17 protein-coding genes are annotated in these 16,058 nt (G+C 43.1%); 13 read left to right on the top strand and 4 right to left on the bottom strand.

The features are described from left to right. Positions 1-45: 45 nt before the first annotated feature. Together ACHUFN_RS14835 and ACHUFN_RS14840 are read right to left on the bottom strand one after the other, a co-directional pair. Positions 46-795: an alpha/beta hydrolase gene (locus tag ACHUFN_RS14835; RefSeq protein ID WP_394223210.1), complete on the bottom strand. Its 750-nt coding sequence runs from the start codon at positions 793-795 to the stop codon at positions 46-48. Between the two features lie 281 nt (positions 796-1,076). Beyond that, positions 1,077-2,144: an aromatic ring-hydroxylating oxygenase subunit alpha gene (locus tag ACHUFN_RS14840; RefSeq protein ID WP_394223211.1), complete on the bottom strand. Its 1,068-nt coding sequence runs from the start codon at positions 2,142-2,144 to the stop codon at positions 1,077-1,079. Positions 2,145-2,304: 160 nt separating this feature from the next. Here ACHUFN_RS14840 and ACHUFN_RS14845 point away from each other — a divergent pair, with 160 nt between their 5' ends. Further along, a complete protein-coding gene (locus ACHUFN_RS14845) occupies positions 2,305-3,225 on the top strand; it encodes a cation diffusion facilitator family transporter (protein WP_394223212.1) in 921 nt (306 codons plus the stop codon). A 101-nt stretch (positions 3,226-3,326) separates the two neighbouring features. After that, the gene (locus ACHUFN_RS14850) at positions 3,327-3,659 is read left to right on the top strand and encodes a hypothetical protein (RefSeq protein WP_394223213.1); all 333 of its coding nucleotides are present in this window, start codon (positions 3,327-3,329) and stop codon (positions 3,657-3,659) included. Between the two features lie 68 nt (positions 3,660-3,727). On the opposite strand, the gene ACHUFN_RS14855 is transcribed toward ACHUFN_RS14850, so the two are convergent. After that, positions 3,728-4,513 (bottom strand): EAL domain-containing protein, encoded by a 786-nt coding sequence (locus ACHUFN_RS14855; RefSeq protein WP_394223322.1) that lies wholly within the window; start codon positions 4,511-4,513, stop codon positions 3,728-3,730. A 304-nt stretch (positions 4,514-4,817) separates the two neighbouring features. Beyond that, positions 4,818-5,057 (bottom strand): hypothetical protein, encoded by a 240-nt coding sequence (locus tag ACHUFN_RS14860; protein ID WP_394223214.1) that lies wholly within the window; start codon positions 5,055-5,057, stop codon positions 4,818-4,820. A gap of 304 nt (positions 5,058-5,361) precedes the next feature. Between ACHUFN_RS14860 and ACHUFN_RS14865 the strand changes: the two genes are divergently transcribed. The 11 genes from ACHUFN_RS14865 to ACHUFN_RS14915 all read left to right on the top strand — a co-directional run bounded on the left by ACHUFN_RS14865 (position 5,362) and on the right by ACHUFN_RS14915 (position 16,053). After that, complete coding sequence (locus ACHUFN_RS14865; RefSeq protein ID WP_394223215.1) at positions 5,362-7,281, top strand: ATP-dependent DNA helicase; 1,920 nt, start codon at positions 5,362-5,364, stop codon at positions 7,279-7,281. 78 nt (positions 7,282-7,359) lie between these two features. After that, positions 7,360-8,076 carry a tRNA (adenosine(37)-N6)-threonylcarbamoyltransferase complex dimerization subunit type 1 TsaB gene (gene tsaB / locus ACHUFN_RS14870; protein WP_394223217.1) on the top strand — a complete coding sequence of 239 codons (717 nt, stop codon included), beginning with the start codon at positions 7,360-7,362 and terminating at the stop codon, positions 8,074-8,076. 94 nt (positions 8,077-8,170) lie between these two features. Next, positions 8,171-8,464 carry a hypothetical protein gene (locus tag ACHUFN_RS14875; protein WP_394223218.1) on the top strand — a complete coding sequence of 98 codons (294 nt, stop codon included), beginning with the start codon at positions 8,171-8,173 and terminating at the stop codon, positions 8,462-8,464. Positions 8,465-8,816: 352 nt separating this feature from the next. Next, entirely contained in the window at positions 8,817-9,521 is a 705-nt protein-coding gene (locus ACHUFN_RS14880; protein WP_394223219.1) for a Slp family lipoprotein, read from the top strand. 94 nt (positions 9,522-9,615) lie between these two features. After that, complete coding sequence (locus ACHUFN_RS14885; protein ID WP_394223220.1) at positions 9,616-10,455, top strand: alpha/beta fold hydrolase; 840 nt, start codon at positions 9,616-9,618, stop codon at positions 10,453-10,455. 121 nt (positions 10,456-10,576) lie between these two features. After that, on the top strand, positions 10,577-12,229 hold the full coding sequence (gene fadD, locus ACHUFN_RS14890) for a long-chain-fatty-acid--CoA ligase FadD (RefSeq protein ID WP_394223221.1): 1,653 nt from the start codon (positions 10,577-10,579) through the stop codon (positions 12,227-12,229). 62 nt (positions 12,230-12,291) lie between these two features. Continuing rightward, positions 12,292-13,449: a ribonuclease D gene (rnd, locus tag ACHUFN_RS14895; protein ID WP_394223222.1), complete on the top strand. Its 1,158-nt coding sequence runs from the start codon at positions 12,292-12,294 to the stop codon at positions 13,447-13,449. A gap of 89 nt (positions 13,450-13,538) precedes the next feature. Then, a complete protein-coding gene (locus ACHUFN_RS14900; protein WP_394223223.1) occupies positions 13,539-13,835 on the top strand; it encodes a YcgL domain-containing protein in 297 nt (98 codons plus the stop codon). A gap of 72 nt (positions 13,836-13,907) precedes the next feature. Beyond that, positions 13,908-14,894, top strand: coding sequence for a lytic murein transglycosylase (locus ACHUFN_RS14905; protein ID WP_394223224.1), 987 nt, complete (start codon positions 13,908-13,910; stop codon positions 14,892-14,894). After that, complete coding sequence (locus ACHUFN_RS14910; RefSeq protein ID WP_394223225.1) at positions 14,894-15,562, top strand: fumarylacetoacetate hydrolase family protein; 669 nt, start codon at positions 14,894-14,896, stop codon at positions 15,560-15,562. The genes ACHUFN_RS14905 and ACHUFN_RS14910 overlap by 1 nt, the downstream gene beginning before the upstream one ends. Then, complete coding sequence (locus tag ACHUFN_RS14915) at positions 15,559-16,053, top strand: YcgN family cysteine cluster protein (RefSeq protein WP_394223226.1); 495 nt, start codon at positions 15,559-15,561, stop codon at positions 16,051-16,053. Before ACHUFN_RS14910 ends, ACHUFN_RS14915 begins: the two co-directional genes overlap by 4 nt. Positions 16,054-16,058: the final 5 nt, after the last annotated feature.

Raw genomic sequence — 16,058 nt, forward strand, 5'->3', positions numbered from 1 at the left:
GTAGGTTGGTGCAGCGTAATCTAAGTGAACGCATTAATTGTGCTGTTAGGCATCGTGTTTAAGCGAAGCACAAGCTGCGTCTTTTATGTATCGTTCTACTAACTTCGATATTTTTTTCTTTAACCAATGTGGACCGAAGTCTGACATGTCGTTATGTTTAGATTGTGGTATTTTAACAACACAAATATCGTACTCTGAAACTTCTCGTTCTGATGGCAAGACACCTCTATCTGCCGGAAAATCACTACCTCGAATAGAAAATACTTTAATGTTTTCATTGCGCGGTAATGGAACCCTTCTGTTGTCCAAAGTGATAACAGAAGCTATAAAAGACGGATTTTCGTTCGCAAGCCAAGAAGAAATGTCGCCACCATTTGAATGGCCAACTAGCACAATTGAGTCGAAGTCGTACTCAGTAAATTTACCTTTGAGGTTGTGCAGTAGGAAATCTAGAGTGGCTGCCCCCCGAATCCAATTCTCGCTTCTCGTTTCGTATAAATTACCTTCCCTAGATAGCTCCGGGTCTTGAGGTAATTCGTGTGCGATAGCGACTGATAAAAAGCCTAATTTGTTAAAAGTATCAACCAAAAATTCATATTTATCGTGAGGAACGCCGTAACCAGCGCTTATAAAGGCGACTGAGCATCGAGCCTTCAAAGTGCATCTTTCACTATGAGTGGGATGAGAAATATCTATTGGTATGCTGCGAGATCTCGCTTCATCTAGAACATACTCAGTGCCGAAGGCATTCAAGGTTGTAAAAAGCGATACAGCAATAGTAATTAAGAACTTCAATTTTCTTCCTGAGCATTAACGTGGTGTTGAGGGGCATAGCAGTATAATTGCGCTTTAACCCTCAAAGTGGGCTAAATTAATTTCTTATTATACCCGTTCGCTCGTTGCTAACTTTTATATAACGCCAGCAAAACGGGCGAACTTAATCTATCTGATAACCGACTTGTTGAAAATACCTTGGACAAGATGTAACCCAAATCCTATAAAAAAACAAAAAAACAAAAAAACAAAAAAAAACATAGCTTTGAAGCTGCCCAACCATTTATCTTATTATAAATATCTTATACGTTACTTTTTTTGTCAGATAACCAGTTGTAAAAATGGGCTACCCCGGCCTCTAAAAATGGTTCAATGGGGCCATGTTCTTCTTCACCTTGTAAAAACAGTGCTCTTCGACCTTTTTCTAGTAAAAGGCATGCGTCTTCGTCTTCTAATGCGGTTTCCATATACGCCTTTTTTTCTAGAACGAAATAGTCGGGTATTTCTTGATAGAGCGCAGTAGGGTAATAAAACTCAACATGGTTTACGCACGCTCCGGCGCCTTTTGGATAAATCGTGCTCACTACAATAATATCTGGGTACCATTCAATCATGATATTGGGATACAAGAAGCACCAAATAGCTCCGTATCTAGGCAGTGACTGCCCATAGCGTGCAAGTAATGCATCTTGAAACTCGCGGTAACGATCTGTAGTGCGCTTGGTAAGTTGTTCGCCCAGTCCCACTTTTTGCACTGAAAAATCTTCTCCAAATGACCACTCTAAATCATCAGGTTTTACAAATTGTCGAAGCCCGGGATGCATCGAGTACACATGATAGTTTTCAAGGTAGATTTCGATAAATGTTTTCCAGTTAAACTGATATTCCGCCGTTTCTGAGCCAGCATAGAAATAATTGGTAAAATCCAAGTATCCAGTGAGCCCCAGCGCAGCAAGATCCATTTGTGGCGTTCGTCCGCGAAACAGTAAACCATTCCACGATGAAAGTGTTTCCTTTTTCAGCTGGCCATTAACGGCTTCTTTGAAGTGCGGTGTACCTTTTAACAGCCCTGAATTGTCATATCCCCAGCAATGCAGCTTACACACAATGCTGCGAGCTCGTCCTTGCCCTTCAAGAAGTTTAGCTTGTCGATGCAAACACACATTCGAGATTAACTCGTAGCTATCCCCTTGATTGAACAGTGCAAAACGGTCGTTGAAGTTCGGCAATACTTGATAACTATATTTTTCAGGCACCATTAGAGAGTGGCCTGCATATGACAGTCCGTTTGAAAACGCTTGGTCAATTTCTCGTTTACTAACGTCGGGGTCAAAGTAGCTTTTAATTGAAGGGTAAGTGGTCTGATTCATTGCTAAAAATGAGCCTAAAACGCATAAAGCGTGATCAAAAATTATAATGCGCTGTGTATCATTGAATTGAACAAAAAAATAGCAATTTTTTTTGTGAAACCACTATTTTTTTTTAACTATAGGAGTAGAATCCGCGCACCTCAAATTTGTAGTGATTTACATGGACATTGGCTTCCATCACCTTGAAGAAAAGCGCCTATTAACGCTTTCTTTTTACATTGCTGGCGCATTCGTTGTTGTTGCGCTTGGTTTTGCTATTGCAACAAGCTCTGGCGCGATTTTATTCGACGCCGCGTACTCGCTAATCGCGTTTGTTATGTCTATGCTTACGCTGAAAGTTGCAAGTCTTGTTCAACGTCCTGACGACGACCGTTTTCATTTCGGTTACACAGCGATTGAACCCACGTTGAACATGTTTAAATCGCTGATAATTATTGCTACTTGTGTGTATGCAGTGGCGAGTTCTGTTCAAAGCTTATTAGAAGGTGGGCATGCTGCAGAATATGGCATAGGTATGTTTTACGGCGTAGTGGCAACGGTGGGGTGTTTTAGCATCTCTTTTTATATGCGATTAAAGGGTAAGCACTTATTGTCAGATTTGGTAAAAGTTGACTCCCACACTTGGATGATTGACGGTGTACTAAGCGCATCTATTCTCTTTGCTTTTATATTAGCGTACGCGTTAGAGCTTACAGAGTATAAAACGTTGGCGCCATACGTAGACCCTGTGCTACTTATTATACTCGGCTCTGCGATGCTGCCCGTGCCGTTTAAAATATTGCGCGAAAGCTTAAATGAGGTGATTAATAAAGCGCCACCAGAGGCTATCTCTGCTGTTATTGAAAAGAAATTTAAAAAGACATTGGCCGACGTACCTTACGAGCACGTTGAAGTGCGTATAAGCAAGCGGGGTAGAGATGTTTATTTACTCGTTCATATCATAGTGGACGATGCATTCTCGATTGCCACCATTAGTGAGTTAGATGAAATAAGGCTCAAGTGCGAGGCAGAAATGCGAGAGTGGGATCCAGCAATCATCATGGATATTTTATTCATCAAAGATCCCGAGCTTGCAGAATAACAGGGCGGCTGCACTAAAGTTAGTGCGACCGCCGTGAAACCAAACTGGCAAATTCATTAAAATTTTCCGATAATCAATTCTTTGAATTATTTGAAGATGTAATGGAATCTCGACTCCCTCTTTATAAAAAATTGCTAGTGATGTATCGCATTGAGCCAGGTTGTTTGGGGCCGCAAGGCACTGAATACGTAGAGGAGTTTTGTGTTTTTGCTAAAAAGCAGCTTAAAGACAAACACGGTAATTGTTTGCGCTGGACAATTAAACCGCGCTACGACAAATCATTGCCCGAGCTGGAATTTCAGATAAAAAATGCGGTGATTTCTCGTGATAATGCAGCGAAATACTTGGCAAGTTTTGACATCGACATTGATGTGTTTGAAGAGCAGTTAGAAGAGACGCTTGCTGATTTGGTCGATGCATTTTTCGAGCGATAGGCTAGCGTTCAGCGAGAGCTAACTAGGGCATTTAAGTAAATCTCGATACGCAAAGCTATACGACAACCTTAATAAAATTTTTCCTCTGGAACTTTGGGAAAGGCTTCAAATTGCGGAGTAGAATAAAGAAACCCTTGCTGTTTCATAATATCCAGCTCAGCTAATGTATCGCGCTCCGCTTTCGTCTCAACGCCTTCAGCAAGGATGTCGATGTGTAGTTCTGAACATAGCTGAGCAAGTGCTTTTACAATAACTATCTGCCGAGCATTTTTGTTAATATTTCTTATTAGGCTCATATCAATTTTGATGCTGTCAGGAGCAAGTTTAGCAAGCCAGTCTAAATTGGCGTAGCCAGTGCCAAAGTCATCAATAGCTACCTTAAATCCAATTTCTTTATAGTAGTTGATAATATTTTGAAGGTGTAACGTGTCAATAATGTTTTCTGCTTCCACCACTTCAAAAGTAATTTGTTCTCTTGGGAAGCCATACTTATCAGCGGCAGCTAGCGTTGTACGTATACAAATGTCGGGTTTGTAAATTGCGCCAGGCATGAAATTGATACTAAGCCGCTCTGATATTTGCGCTTCAGCTGCCAAAGCAATGGCTTTGATGCGGCAAGTTTGATCAAATTTATAGATATTCTGAGCTGTAACCTTTTTGATAACTGAAGAAGCAGACTCATTGTTCATACCCCGAACTAAGCCTTCATAACCGAAAACCCGTTTGCTAGAAAGGTCAATAAGTGGTTGAAACGCCATTGTGAAATTGAAATCAAGTATTTCCCCGTTTCGACAACCTTCACAGGGTAACTCCCTAGCTTCCTCTTCAACGATGTATACAGGGATGTCCGAGATAGAAACACTAGTAAAATTCATAACTTTTTTTAAATGTTAAATATTTTTTAACGATGCTTTACAATAATTGCACTTAAATAGTGAGCTGTAAAGATTACCCAAGTATAGCAGTTGGAGTGCTGAAGCAAGGTGCTGAGTTTAGTCAGGCAATAAATGTTTAGAATGAATTCGCTTTAAGAAAAACAGTAACGCTAATCACCAGATCAAAATTCTTGTATAAATGTGAAGACAAAGAGAAAAAAAAGATAAAAAAGAAAAGGCCTCGACATCAACGCCAAGGCCTCATGCAAATCAAGCCTTCTGATTAGTTCAAAGACTTCAGTGGTTGGTAGCCTTCTGCTTCAAGTTCTTCATTAACACATTCTAGAAGGAATGCGTCTTCTGGTTTACCTTTTGTTCCTTCTTCTTCGGCCACTTCTTTACAGAATTGAACTAACTCAGCAACCAGTTCCGCAGGGGCTTTTTCAGATGCTCTTGCTGTTACCGAGAATGCTAATGCGCTTAAACCAATCAAGCCTAAACCTAAAAAGCTTAAACTCTTCATAATTACCTCGTTTAATAGTTAAGTGTAAATATTTACGGGCTGATATTGCGCTTGAGTCTTCATATTAAAAAGCTAATTTTTTTGACCTAGAAGACAAATTCTTTTCATCAAAATTTGAAAAACTATTTTGACGTTTAAGAAGGGGGAGAGAAGCCGCGAATTGCGCGACATTACTCGTTATTACTTTGATGAGAAAACCGCTGCCGCTGCCCGAGTGTTAAACAAAAACCTTTGATGGGCATTCTGAAGGCTTTTTGGCATAATGCGCGGCTTAAAGTAGAAAAGTAATGACAGCGCTTAAACCATGCCCACTATAAACAATGTATTTTCTTCAGATGGTCTTCTTGCTAGTACCATCAAAGGGTTTGTTCCCCGCGAGGCGCAAACTGAAATGGCAAAGGCGGTTAAGCGTGCAATCGACACCACAGGTAGCTTAATTGTTGAAGCGGGGACGGGAACAGGGAAAACCTTTGCTTATCTGGCTCCTGCATTATTAAGCGACGGCAAAGCCATTGTTTCAACGGGAACAAAAAACCTGCAAGAGCAGTTGTTTCACCGCGACCTGCCGTTAGTAAAAAAGGCTTTAGGTAGTAAGCGAAAAACTGCGCTGTTAAAAGGGCGTGCAAACTATCTTTGTCTCCACCGTCTTGCTCAGCATGGCGGCAATTCCACCTTGGTTGAAAAAGACGTGCTAGGCCAGCTTTCGGAAGTAAAACGCTGGTCAACAACAACCAAAACGGGAGATATGGGAGAACTTAAAACCCTCCCAGAAGACGCACGCGTTCTGCCGCTTGTCACCTCGACCGTCGACAATTGTTTAGGGCGCGACTGCCCAGACTACGAAGATTGTTACTTGGTTAAAGCGCGCAGAAAGGCGCTAGATGCAGACATTATCGTGGTTAATCACCACCTGTTCTTTGCAGATATGGCACTAAAAGACACAGGGTTCGGCGAGCTTATTCCAGAGGCCGACGCCATTATTTTTGATGAAGCCCACCAAATTCCTGATATTGCCAGCGATTATTTCGGTGAGTCGCTTTCTACACGCCAAATTTACGATATTGCCAAAGATATTACTTTGTTGTTTAGAACCGTTTTAAAAGACGCGGGGCAGTTAGATAAAGCGGCTGATAAGTGCAGAATGATTGCGTCTGATTTGCGCCTATTGTTTCCTGATACCGCAGAACGCGGAAGCTGGGCTGAAGCATTAGATAGAGACGACGTTCGCATGCAAGTCGGTAAACTAGCCGAAGCGCTTGGTGTATTACATGAAGTATGTAAGTTACATATTGGCCGTGATAAAGACTTAGACAATATGTATGAACGTGTAGTTGCCGCAAGAGAGCAGCTAGATGCATTAAGCGATAATCAGCAAGAGAATGTGAGCTTGTGGTATGAAACCACACAGCGTCATCTAATTATGCATTTAACGCCATTATCTATTGCAGCTAAGTTCAGACGATTTGTATCATCACCGCCACGCGGGTGGATCTTCACATCTGCCACATTGATGGTGAACGGCGGGTTTGAACATTTTCAGCGCCGGATGGGATTAGAAGACGCAGAGACGTTAGGTCTAGATAGCCCGTTTAACTATCCAGAGCAGGCCATGCTTTGTGTACCACGTTATTTACCCGAACCAAATAGTTACGCCATGCGCGAGACTCTGCTCGAAACCGCTAAAAGGCTGATAAAAGCAAGCCGCGGTCGCTGTTTTTTACTCTTTACCAGCCATGCAATGTTAAGAGAAATAGCGCAGAAGCTAGAAGACGAGGTAGACAACCCATTACTGGTGCAAGGCACCACAACTAAGCAAGCGCTGCTAGATGCTTACCTTGCAGACGAAAAAGCCGTACTTATGGGAACGGGCGCGTTCTGGGAGGGGGTGGACGTGAGAGGCAACGACCTTGTTTGCGTTATGATTGATAAGTTACCTTTCGCGTCTCCTGATGACCCACTGCTGCAGGCTCGTATGGAAGACGTGAAAAAACGGGGGGCGAATCCGTTTGGAGTTATTCAAATTCCTCAAGCGGTCATTACATTAAAGCAGGGAGCGGGGCGCTTAATTCGCGACCCATCGGATAAAGGCGTACTGGTGATTTGCGATAATCGATTGGTGACGAAACCCTACGCAAAAACTTTTGTTGGAAGCTTACCGGACATGAAACGCACAAGAAGCTTAGACGAAGTAGAGAAATTTTTAGCCGGCATTGATGAAGCCTAAGTTAAAGTCCTGACTTGTGGCTAACGGTGTTAACTATCACCAAAGCCACATTCGGGTGATACATTAAAAGAGACAAACATGAATATTCTAGCGATAGACACTGCAACCGAAGCATGTTCGGTTGCCTTGCAGTACAACAACACCCTTGTTACACGTTTTGAAATCTGTCCTCAGCAACACAGTCAGCGTTTACTTCCAATGGTCGACGATGTGCTAAAGGAAGCGAACGTTACCTTAAGTGATTTAGATTTGCTTGCCTTTGGTCGAGGCCCAGGCAGTTTTACAGGCGTTCGTATAGCTACAGGTATGATTCAAGGTTTAGCGTTGGGAACAGGGCTAAAAGTTGCTGGTGTGAGTACGCTAGAAGCTATGGCTATTGAGGCGTCTTTAAAAATTGAAAACAAGAGTGCTTTAATTGCCGTTGCGTCAGATGCACGCATGGATGAAGTTTACTTTGCAGTTTATGCGCAATTAGAAAACGGCGTTACCCTTCAAATAGAAGAACAGGTATGTCCGCCTGAGGTAGCGATAGAACAGTTAAATAACATTAGCAAGGAAACAAACGCTGCGATTGTTGCAGTTGGCACTGGTTGGGCGGCATATCAGAAGCTAGACGAGTGGCGCTTAAATGCTGGCGAAGAAGCGCCATGTGAAGTCACACTTCCCAATGCCCAGTACATGCTTTCGCAGGCCATGAATGCCTTTGAAAATGGCAACGTTTCTGAAGCCGTGAATGTAGAGCCTGTTTACCTTCGTGATAAGGTTACGTGGAAAAAGTTGCCGGGCAGAGAATAACGAGGCAGTGAAACTGAATTAGGAAATGCATACGCGCGGGTTTCGTTACCGAAGTCCGCCTCTACTGGTACGATTTTTGCCTTCGTCATGATGTATGATTATTAATAATAATTTCGCTGTACCGTCTTCCGAACCCTCTCAAGGTCGTGTCGCTAAGGTAAACAAAGACCCCGAACAGCAAAGTAAGGGGCAAAGCGAATCGTCTGCTAAGGCGATCGTTGTCGCGCCCGATGAACAAGGGGCGAACAATGCGAAAGCGTACCAGCAGTTCGTTCGCGAAGACAGCAACTCATATTCTCAAAACGCCATTGCTTCGTACACAAGCTTTGAAAAGCAACAGCAGCGTGAATCAATTCAGTCGATGTTTGGAGTAGACATTTACGCCTAACGTTTAAGCGTGAAAAGAGTCGTTCGTCGCCCTATGAAGTTCTAACAAATTGTTAAAAATCCCACAGCTGAATGAACAAAAAGGCTCAGTGCACCTCTAAGAATTATTAGACTAGTCCAATGCATTATATTTACACTAAATTGTGATTGAACGGCAGTGGTTGTCCCGTCGTATAAATGCTAATGTTTACTAAGCTTACTTTTGGATTTTCTTTTTGGCATAAAGATATACCAGTAAATATCTGTGAGTTTGTGACTCATCGCCCTTGGGGCGCAATCTTTACTTTCACGGTTTATGTTTACCAATATTCCATTTAGTTGCAGCTTTTTTAAGGGTTCAGAGGAGCACTTTGATGTCTCGTTATTTAGTTTTATTTACCGTATTTTTATTTGCGGGATGTAGCATCGTCCCAGACAGCATTGAGGTACCAGACGGAACACAACTGGTCAGCTATTCTAATGCAGTGACGTCATCTGCTAGTGCAGAGGGCCAAAAAGCCCGCTGGGGTGGTTTGATTGTAGGCGTTGAAAATAAGCCTAATAAAACCTTGATAGAATTGGCCCACTTTCCTCTTAACCATTACGGCAAGCCCTCAACCAGTGGCGAAACTATAGGTCGATTCAAAGTGCAAATTGACGGTTTCGTTGATCCCATCGTTTTTGAGGAAGGCCGCTCGGCAACATTCTTGGGCTCGGTCACCGCTCCAACTGCAGGGATGGTAGGAGAACAACCTTATATTTATCCAACAATTATCGCTGATGACTATCATATGTGGCGTGATAGAGACGTATACCACATGGATACATTCGCTTTTAACAACTTCTCTGGCTGGTACTCTCCTTTTTGGGGAGGCGTCGGGCCATTTTACCACCCTTGGGGGTGGAGAAATTGGGGATGGGGACATCCTGGGTTTAATCACACACGCATAATTCGTTATAGTAATGCACCAAGCCGTTCTGCAATGCCACGCTCAAAACCTAGTTCACGAAAGATCAGTCCTCCGGCTGGTAGCCTTGGTGTTCGCAGAGATAATCACACAAAGCAAAACGCAAATTAATGATAATGAAGGCGGCATTTAATTGCCGCCTTTTTGTTTTGAACGGTAGTAAAGGTTAACTTAAGGGGCTAATTTTTGCCGCAAGGGACAAAGGATGATTGAAACAGAGTTAAATGCAGGAACATTGCAACTAGCGGCGTTAGATAATCAAGGAGCAGGGCCAATAGTCATTGGCATTCACGGCTATTTAGATAATGCCGAGAGTTTGCGCCCGTTGTCACCGTATCTTCAGTCTTGCCGCTTTGTTGCCATTGATTTGGCAGGGCATGGTAAGTCGCAGCATCGGCCCATAGGCGCGCAGTATAATCAAGCAGACTTTCTTCAAGATTTGTACGCGCTAATAGAAGAGCAGTCTTGGGACTCTGTCATCCTACTTGGGCATTCGTTAGGCGGGATACTTGCCACGCAGTTTGCCGCCTTATTCCCTGAAAAAGTGAAAGCTGTCATTAGCATCGACGCATGCGGCCCTCTAACTCAAGAAGAAAGCACTACCGCCCAGCAAATGCGAGATGCGGTTTTAAGCCGCCATTCGAAACGCCGAAATCGGCTACGTACCGTCGATTTAGACGAAGCGGTAAAGGCGCGGTGCAAAGTTTCAGACTTAAGCGCTGAATATGCACGTACAATCTTGAGTCGAAACTTAACACAAGATGCAGGTGGTCATTGCTTTTGGTCGTCCGACCCAAGATTGAGAACAAAATCAGTGTTGCGCCTTACCGATAAACAAGCCGAAAACCTAATGCGTAACATTGAATGCCCCATATTATTTATTGGTGCAACAAACAGTTTTAAAAAATTGGATACGGTTTACCCTTCACGAGACTCGTGGTTTAAAAATGCACAATATGAACGTTTAGTAGGCGGCCACCACATTCACATGGAAAATACTCACGATGTAGGGCTACTAATTCGTGATTTTGTTGAGCAATTGTAAATTGTGCCGTTTATTTTTTTTTACACTTCCTATACTATTCGCAAGTTATCAGACCAGTTATATGCGCGTAGCTTCCGTGCTCGCATGAAAATAGTATAAGAATAAAGTAGAGGAGGTTTTGGTGGAAAAAACCTGGCTTAAGCATTACGACCCTCGCGTTTCCGCAGAAATCGATGCCGATCGTTACACATCTGTAGTAGACATTTTCGAGCAGTCGGTTAAGAAGTTTAAAAATAAAGAAGCCTTCATAAACATGGGGCATTCAATTACGTTTGAAGAGCTAGATACTTTATCAGCTCAGTTTGCTGCTTATTTGCAGGCAAGCGGGCTCAAACGCGGTGATGCAGTGGCAATCATGATGCCCAACCTTCTTCAATATCCTGTCGCTATGTTTGGCATTTTGCGAGCAGGAATGGTTGTGGTGAATGTAAACCCTCTCTATACAGCTCGTGAATTAAAGCATCAGTTAAACGACGCCAACGCGAAAGCAATTGTTATTGTAGAGAACTTTGCATGTACGCTTGAAGAAGTTATCGCTGATACAAATCTTCAAGAAGTTTTCTTAACTGCATTAGGTGACATGCTTCCTGCGCCTAAGCGTTGGATTGTGAATGCGGTAGTTAAATACGTGAAGAAGATGGTGCCTTCATTCAACTTGCCTGAAACCACCTCATTTATGTCGGCGGTTAAGAAAGGTCAGTCTCTTGAATACAAGCGCCCAGAACTTGACAGTAGCGACTTAGCATTCCTGCAATATACAGGTGGAACAACGGGCGTGTCTAAAGGCGCGATGCTGACTCACCGCAACATGGTGGCAAACCTTGAGCAGGTATCAGGTATACTAGAAACCGTAATTGAAGAGGGCGAAGACTTTGTAGTTACCGCACTTCCGCTGTATCACATATTCGCACTACTGGCGAACTGCCTAATGTTCGTTAAGTACGGCTGCCGTAATTTGCTAATTACAAACCCTCGAGACATGCCTGCTTTTGTTAACGAACTTAGTAAATACCCGTTTACCATTTTACCTGGTGTAAATACGCTGTTTAATGGTTTGCTAAACACACCTGGGTTTAATGAACTTGATTTTAGCAAGTTTAAATTCGGTCTAGGTGGTGGAATGGCTGTTCAGCGCCCTGTTGCAGAAAAATGGGAAAAGGTGACAGGTACCGTATTGCTCGAAGGTTACGGCTTAACCGAGTGTTCACCTGTTGTGGCAGTAAATCCACCTCAAATTGAAGCCTACAAAGGCGCAATTGGTATGCCGGTTCCTTCAACAGACATCAAGTTACTTGATGATGACGGTAACCCAGTTGAAAAAGGCGAGCCTGGCGAAATGTGGGTCAAAGGTCCACAGGTGATGAAAGGTTATTTGAATCGCCCAGAAGCGACAGAAGAAATTCTGAAGGATGGCTGGTTGGCCACGGGTGACATTGCAACGGTAGATGATGAAGGTTACTTCTATATTGTTGACCGTAAAAAGGATATGATCCTAGTTTCAGGCTTTAACGTGTTTCCTAACGAAATTGAAGAAGTGGCTGCAATGCATGAAAACATTGTTGAAGCTGCAGCAGTTGGGGTTCCTCACGAAGTGAGTGGCGAAGTAGTGAAGTTGTTCGTAGTACGCAACAACGACTCACTTACCGAAAAAGACGTTATTGCGCATTGCCGTAGCCACTTAACGGGCTACAAAGTGCCTAAGCAAGTTGTTTTCAAAGACGACTTACCAAAAACCAATGTAGGTAAAATACTGCGTCGGGAGCTTCGAGACTAATTTCTTTGAAATAGTTTTTTGAAAGCCGGCGTAAGCCGGCTTTTTTATTACTGTGCAAAAATATGCAATATCAATTAATTACAACATTTGAACAATTAGAAAAGGTGTGCACTGCAGCGCAACGTCAAGAAGCAGTGGCTTTAGACACCGAATTTGTAAGAACGAAGACCCTTACCCCTCATCTTGGCCTTATTCAGCTTTACGATGGCCATCAATTGGTACTTATCGATCCTTTAGTCATAGACAATATGCAGCCTTTTATTGCGCTTATGGAAAATACGGAAGTGGTAAAAGTACTGCACTCTTGCTCTGAAGATATCGAAGCATTCTTAACTGCGTTCGGTACAGTACCAACACCTGTATTTGACACCCAGATAGCTGGCAGCATTTTAGACATGGGCCCCTCGCTAGGGTATGCAAAGTTGGTTGAGATAATGTGCGATATTAGCCTAGATAAAGGCGAGTCACGCACCGATTGGCTAGCGCGCCCCCTTAGAGAATCACAGCTCAGTTATGCGGCGAATGATGTGTTGTATCTGTTGCCGTGTTATCAACAGCTAGTAAGCAGAGTGCAGGAGGCGGGCAAGGTACATTGGATTTACCAAGAAATTGCCTTACTTGTTGATAAAAAACGCGCACAAATGCCTGAAGACTTTGCTTATTTGAGCATTAAAAATAACTGGCGCTTGAACAGTGAACAGCTAACTGTTCTGCAGGCACTTGCCGCATGGCGCTTAAATACGGCGCGTGAGAAAGACTTGGCATTGAACTTTGTGTTTAAAGAAGGGCATTTGTTTGAAGCTGCACAGCGACTTATAGATAGTAAGTCAGGTTTGTCTCGCATTAATGGTGTGAATCATCAGTCCATTAGACGCTACGGTGACACTATTATCACCTTAATTGAAGAGGCACGAGCGAAGTATGCACAAACGCCTGAAAAGCTAAGACTGCCAATGGTGTTAAGGCTCATTGATGTTGCTAAATACAAGAAGACGCTTGCAGAACTGAAAGCTATCAGTGAACAAATAGCAAAGGACAATGGCGTTAATAGCGATGTTATTGCCTCTAAAAAACAGCTCAATCAATTGTTAAAATGGTACTGGTTTTCGGTAGATGAAACCCGCGTGCAGGGTTTAAAACCTGATGTCTTGTCAACGTGGAGGGAGCCTTTGTTTTACCCTCACGTGGTACGCCTGTTGGGCGATGTGCCCGCGCAATAAAACCTATATACAAGGTTATTCCAACACAATATTTAAGACGCGAAACGTGTTCATGCACGTTAAGTACACAACGAATAGAGTAAAGAACTATGTTATGCGCAGTTTATAAAACGCGAAAAAAAGAAGGTATGTATTTATATGTACCCAAAAAAGACCACTTCGATGATGTGCCAGAGCCACTAATGGCTAAATTTGGCCGTCCAGAGTTGGTTACCATTATCGCACTTGAAAAGCGCGAACGTCTTGGGTTAGTCGATAAGCAAAAGCTAATTGATGAATTAAACGAAAAAGGTTTCTACCTTCAGATGCCTCCAAAGGAAGACAATTTGCTTGAACAGCATCGAGAGTCTCTTGGACTTTCCAAAACACCTGATAAAAAGTTCTAAATTTTTATGTTTTTACATGCAGTTAATTGCGTTTTAAACCGAGTTTCAGTGGTCAGCAAACGCCGAATTATAGTGATACTTGCAAATGTTGCATTGGCGTTTTCACTATCTCAGTACGCTAGTGCACAAGGCGATACAGATACCGCGTTATCCGAAGAAGGGTTTAACGCCTACGTGGTAAGGCTTAAAAAAGAGGCGATTGAAAAGGGTTTAGACAAAGGCAAACTTGATAAAGCTTTTGCAGATATTACGTTTAGACCTACCGTGGTGAAGTCGGATAAAAATCAGCCTGAGAAAAAAATAACGCTTGATGACTACCTTGCCACTCGCGTACCCGATTGGAAGGTTAAACAAGCGGTTGCACAATACAACGAGCACAAAACACTGCTGGAAGAAATCGCAAAGGAATATGGTGTTCAGGCTAGATTTATTGTGGCGCTTTGGGGCAACGAGTCTAACTTTGGAAAAATTCAGGGCAATTTTAGCGTGTTATCTGCGCTTGCATCGTTGGCCTACGAAGGACGAAGGGAAAAGCTATTCAAAGACAACTTCTTTGCCGCACTTCAAATATTAGACGAAGGCCACACCAGCGTTGATGCATTAAAAGGCTCATGGGCTGGTGCCATGGGGCAAACCCAGTTCATGCCCATTTCTTTTCTTAACTATGCCGTAGATCATGATGGCGATGGGCGAAAAGACATTTGGGGCACAAAAGCCGACGTCTTTGCTTCCATTGCGAACTACTTGTCATCTGAAGGCTGGGATAGTGAAGGCACGTGGGGGCGGCAAGTCATTCTTACGCAAACCGTGCCAGTTTCAGGCCTTTCAAAGGCCAATATGAATCCACTGTCGTTCTGGCATTCCAACGGCGTAAAACGTTACAACGGCAGCGATTTACCCAATGTTGATGTGAAAGCATCGCTGATTATGCCTGATGGCGAGAAAGGCCGTATTTACTTAGTTTATAACAATTTTCACACGCTGATGAAGTGGAACCGATCCTCGTATTTTGGTGTTTCGGTAGGCTATTTGTCAGAGCGTATAAAGAGAGGTCACTAATGACATATCGTCATGTTGATATGCAAGGAAATGTCATACCACTGCCTGTAAGCAAAGTGGTATGCATTGGTCGTAATTACCTTGACCATATTCAAGAAATGAACGCCACAGTGTCTGAAGCGCCTTTACTGTTTATGAAGCCAGCGGCAGCAATATGTCACATGCACGAACCAATTGCTGTGCCTACTGACAAAGGTGAGTGTCATAACGAACTCGAAGTATCTGTATTGCTTAAATCCTCATTGAAAAATGCCAGTGTGGACGAGGTGAAATCGGCAATATGGGGCATTGGTTTGGGGCTTGATCTGACGCTTCGTGACGTGCAAGCTGCGCTTAAAAAACAAGGCCAACCGTGGGAAAGAGCTAAGTCTTTCGATAACAGTGCACCGCTTTCAGGTTTTGTACCTATTGAAACGGTGGAAGACCTTGAAGACTTGCACTTTACTCTTAGCATTAACGGCAAGGTAAGGCAGCAAGGGCATACAGAGCTCATGCTGCACAAAATCATTCCACTTATTGCTCATATGTCATCTATATTTACGTTAGATAGCGGTGATGTAGTCTTAACGGGTACGCCGAAAGGGGTAGGTGAGTTATGTCCTGGTGACACGGTTGTAGCGTCGCTAGACACTCATTTAGACGTGAATACAGAGGTTGTTGCACAATGACAGTTGCATTTTGGGAAACTAAATCCTTGGAGGAAATGACCCAAAAGGAATGGGAGTCACTTTGTGATGGCTGCGGCAAATGCTGTTTGCAGAAATTTATCGATGATGATGCAGTTGAAGAGTACGAAGTTACTGACCACATTAACGACAACGAGAAAATTCACTACACCAATATTGTGTGTTCGTATTTAAACACGAAAAAGTGTGAGTGTACGCAATATGAAAGACGCACAGAGCTAGTTCCTGACTGCGTAAAGCTGACCAAAGAGAACCTTAAAGATATTTTCTTTATGCCAAACAGCTGCACATATCGACGCCTATACGAGGGAAGGGGGATACCGTCGTGGCACCCTTTGCTCAACAAAGGGAAAAAGCATGTTATGCATGCAAAAGGGATGTCGGTGCGAAACAAAACCGTATTTGAGACCGATGTCGATCTCAACAATTTTGAAGATTATATTGCCCTTTGGCCTTTAGAAGATTTAGATTAACGCAC

The organism is Alteromonas gracilis, from assembly GCF_043642145.1.
In the GTDB taxonomy this organism is placed as follows: Bacteria; Pseudomonadota; Gammaproteobacteria; order Enterobacterales; family Alteromonadaceae; genus Alteromonas; species Alteromonas gracilis_B.

Excerpts from the sequence above, each read along its gene's own strand:
- ACHUFN_RS14840 (WP_394223211.1), bottom strand. The coding sequence starts at position 2,144 with ATGAATCAGACCACTTACCCTTCAATTAAAAGCTACTTTGACCCCGAC.
- ACHUFN_RS14845 (WP_394223212.1), top strand. The coding sequence starts at position 2,305 with ATGGACATTGGCTTCCATCACCTTGAAGAAAAGCGCCTATTAACGCTT.
- ACHUFN_RS14850 (WP_394223213.1), top strand. The coding sequence starts at position 3,327 with ATGGAATCTCGACTCCCTCTTTATAAAAAATTGCTAGTGATGTATCGC.
- ACHUFN_RS14860 (WP_394223214.1), bottom strand. The coding sequence starts at position 5,057 with ATGAAGAGTTTAAGCTTTTTAGGTTTAGGCTTGATTGGTTTAAGCGCA.
- ACHUFN_RS14865 (WP_394223215.1), top strand. The coding sequence starts at position 5,362 with ATGCCCACTATAAACAATGTATTTTCTTCAGATGGTCTTCTTGCTAGT.
- tsaB (WP_394223217.1), top strand. The coding sequence starts at position 7,360 with ATGAATATTCTAGCGATAGACACTGCAACCGAAGCATGTTCGGTTGCC.
- ACHUFN_RS14875 (WP_394223218.1), top strand. The coding sequence starts at position 8,171 with ATGATTATTAATAATAATTTCGCTGTACCGTCTTCCGAACCCTCTCAA.
- ACHUFN_RS14880 (WP_394223219.1), top strand. The coding sequence starts at position 8,817 with ATGTCTCGTTATTTAGTTTTATTTACCGTATTTTTATTTGCGGGATGT.
- ACHUFN_RS14885 (WP_394223220.1), top strand. The coding sequence starts at position 9,616 with ATGATTGAAACAGAGTTAAATGCAGGAACATTGCAACTAGCGGCGTTA.
- rnd (WP_394223222.1), top strand. The coding sequence starts at position 12,292 with ATGCAATATCAATTAATTACAACATTTGAACAATTAGAAAAGGTGTGC.
- ACHUFN_RS14900 (WP_394223223.1), top strand. The coding sequence starts at position 13,539 with ATGTTATGCGCAGTTTATAAAACGCGAAAAAAAGAAGGTATGTATTTA.
- ACHUFN_RS14910 (WP_394223225.1), top strand. The coding sequence starts at position 14,894 with ATGACATATCGTCATGTTGATATGCAAGGAAATGTCATACCACTGCCT.
- ACHUFN_RS14915 (WP_394223226.1), top strand. The coding sequence starts at position 15,559 with ATGACAGTTGCATTTTGGGAAACTAAATCCTTGGAGGAAATGACCCAA.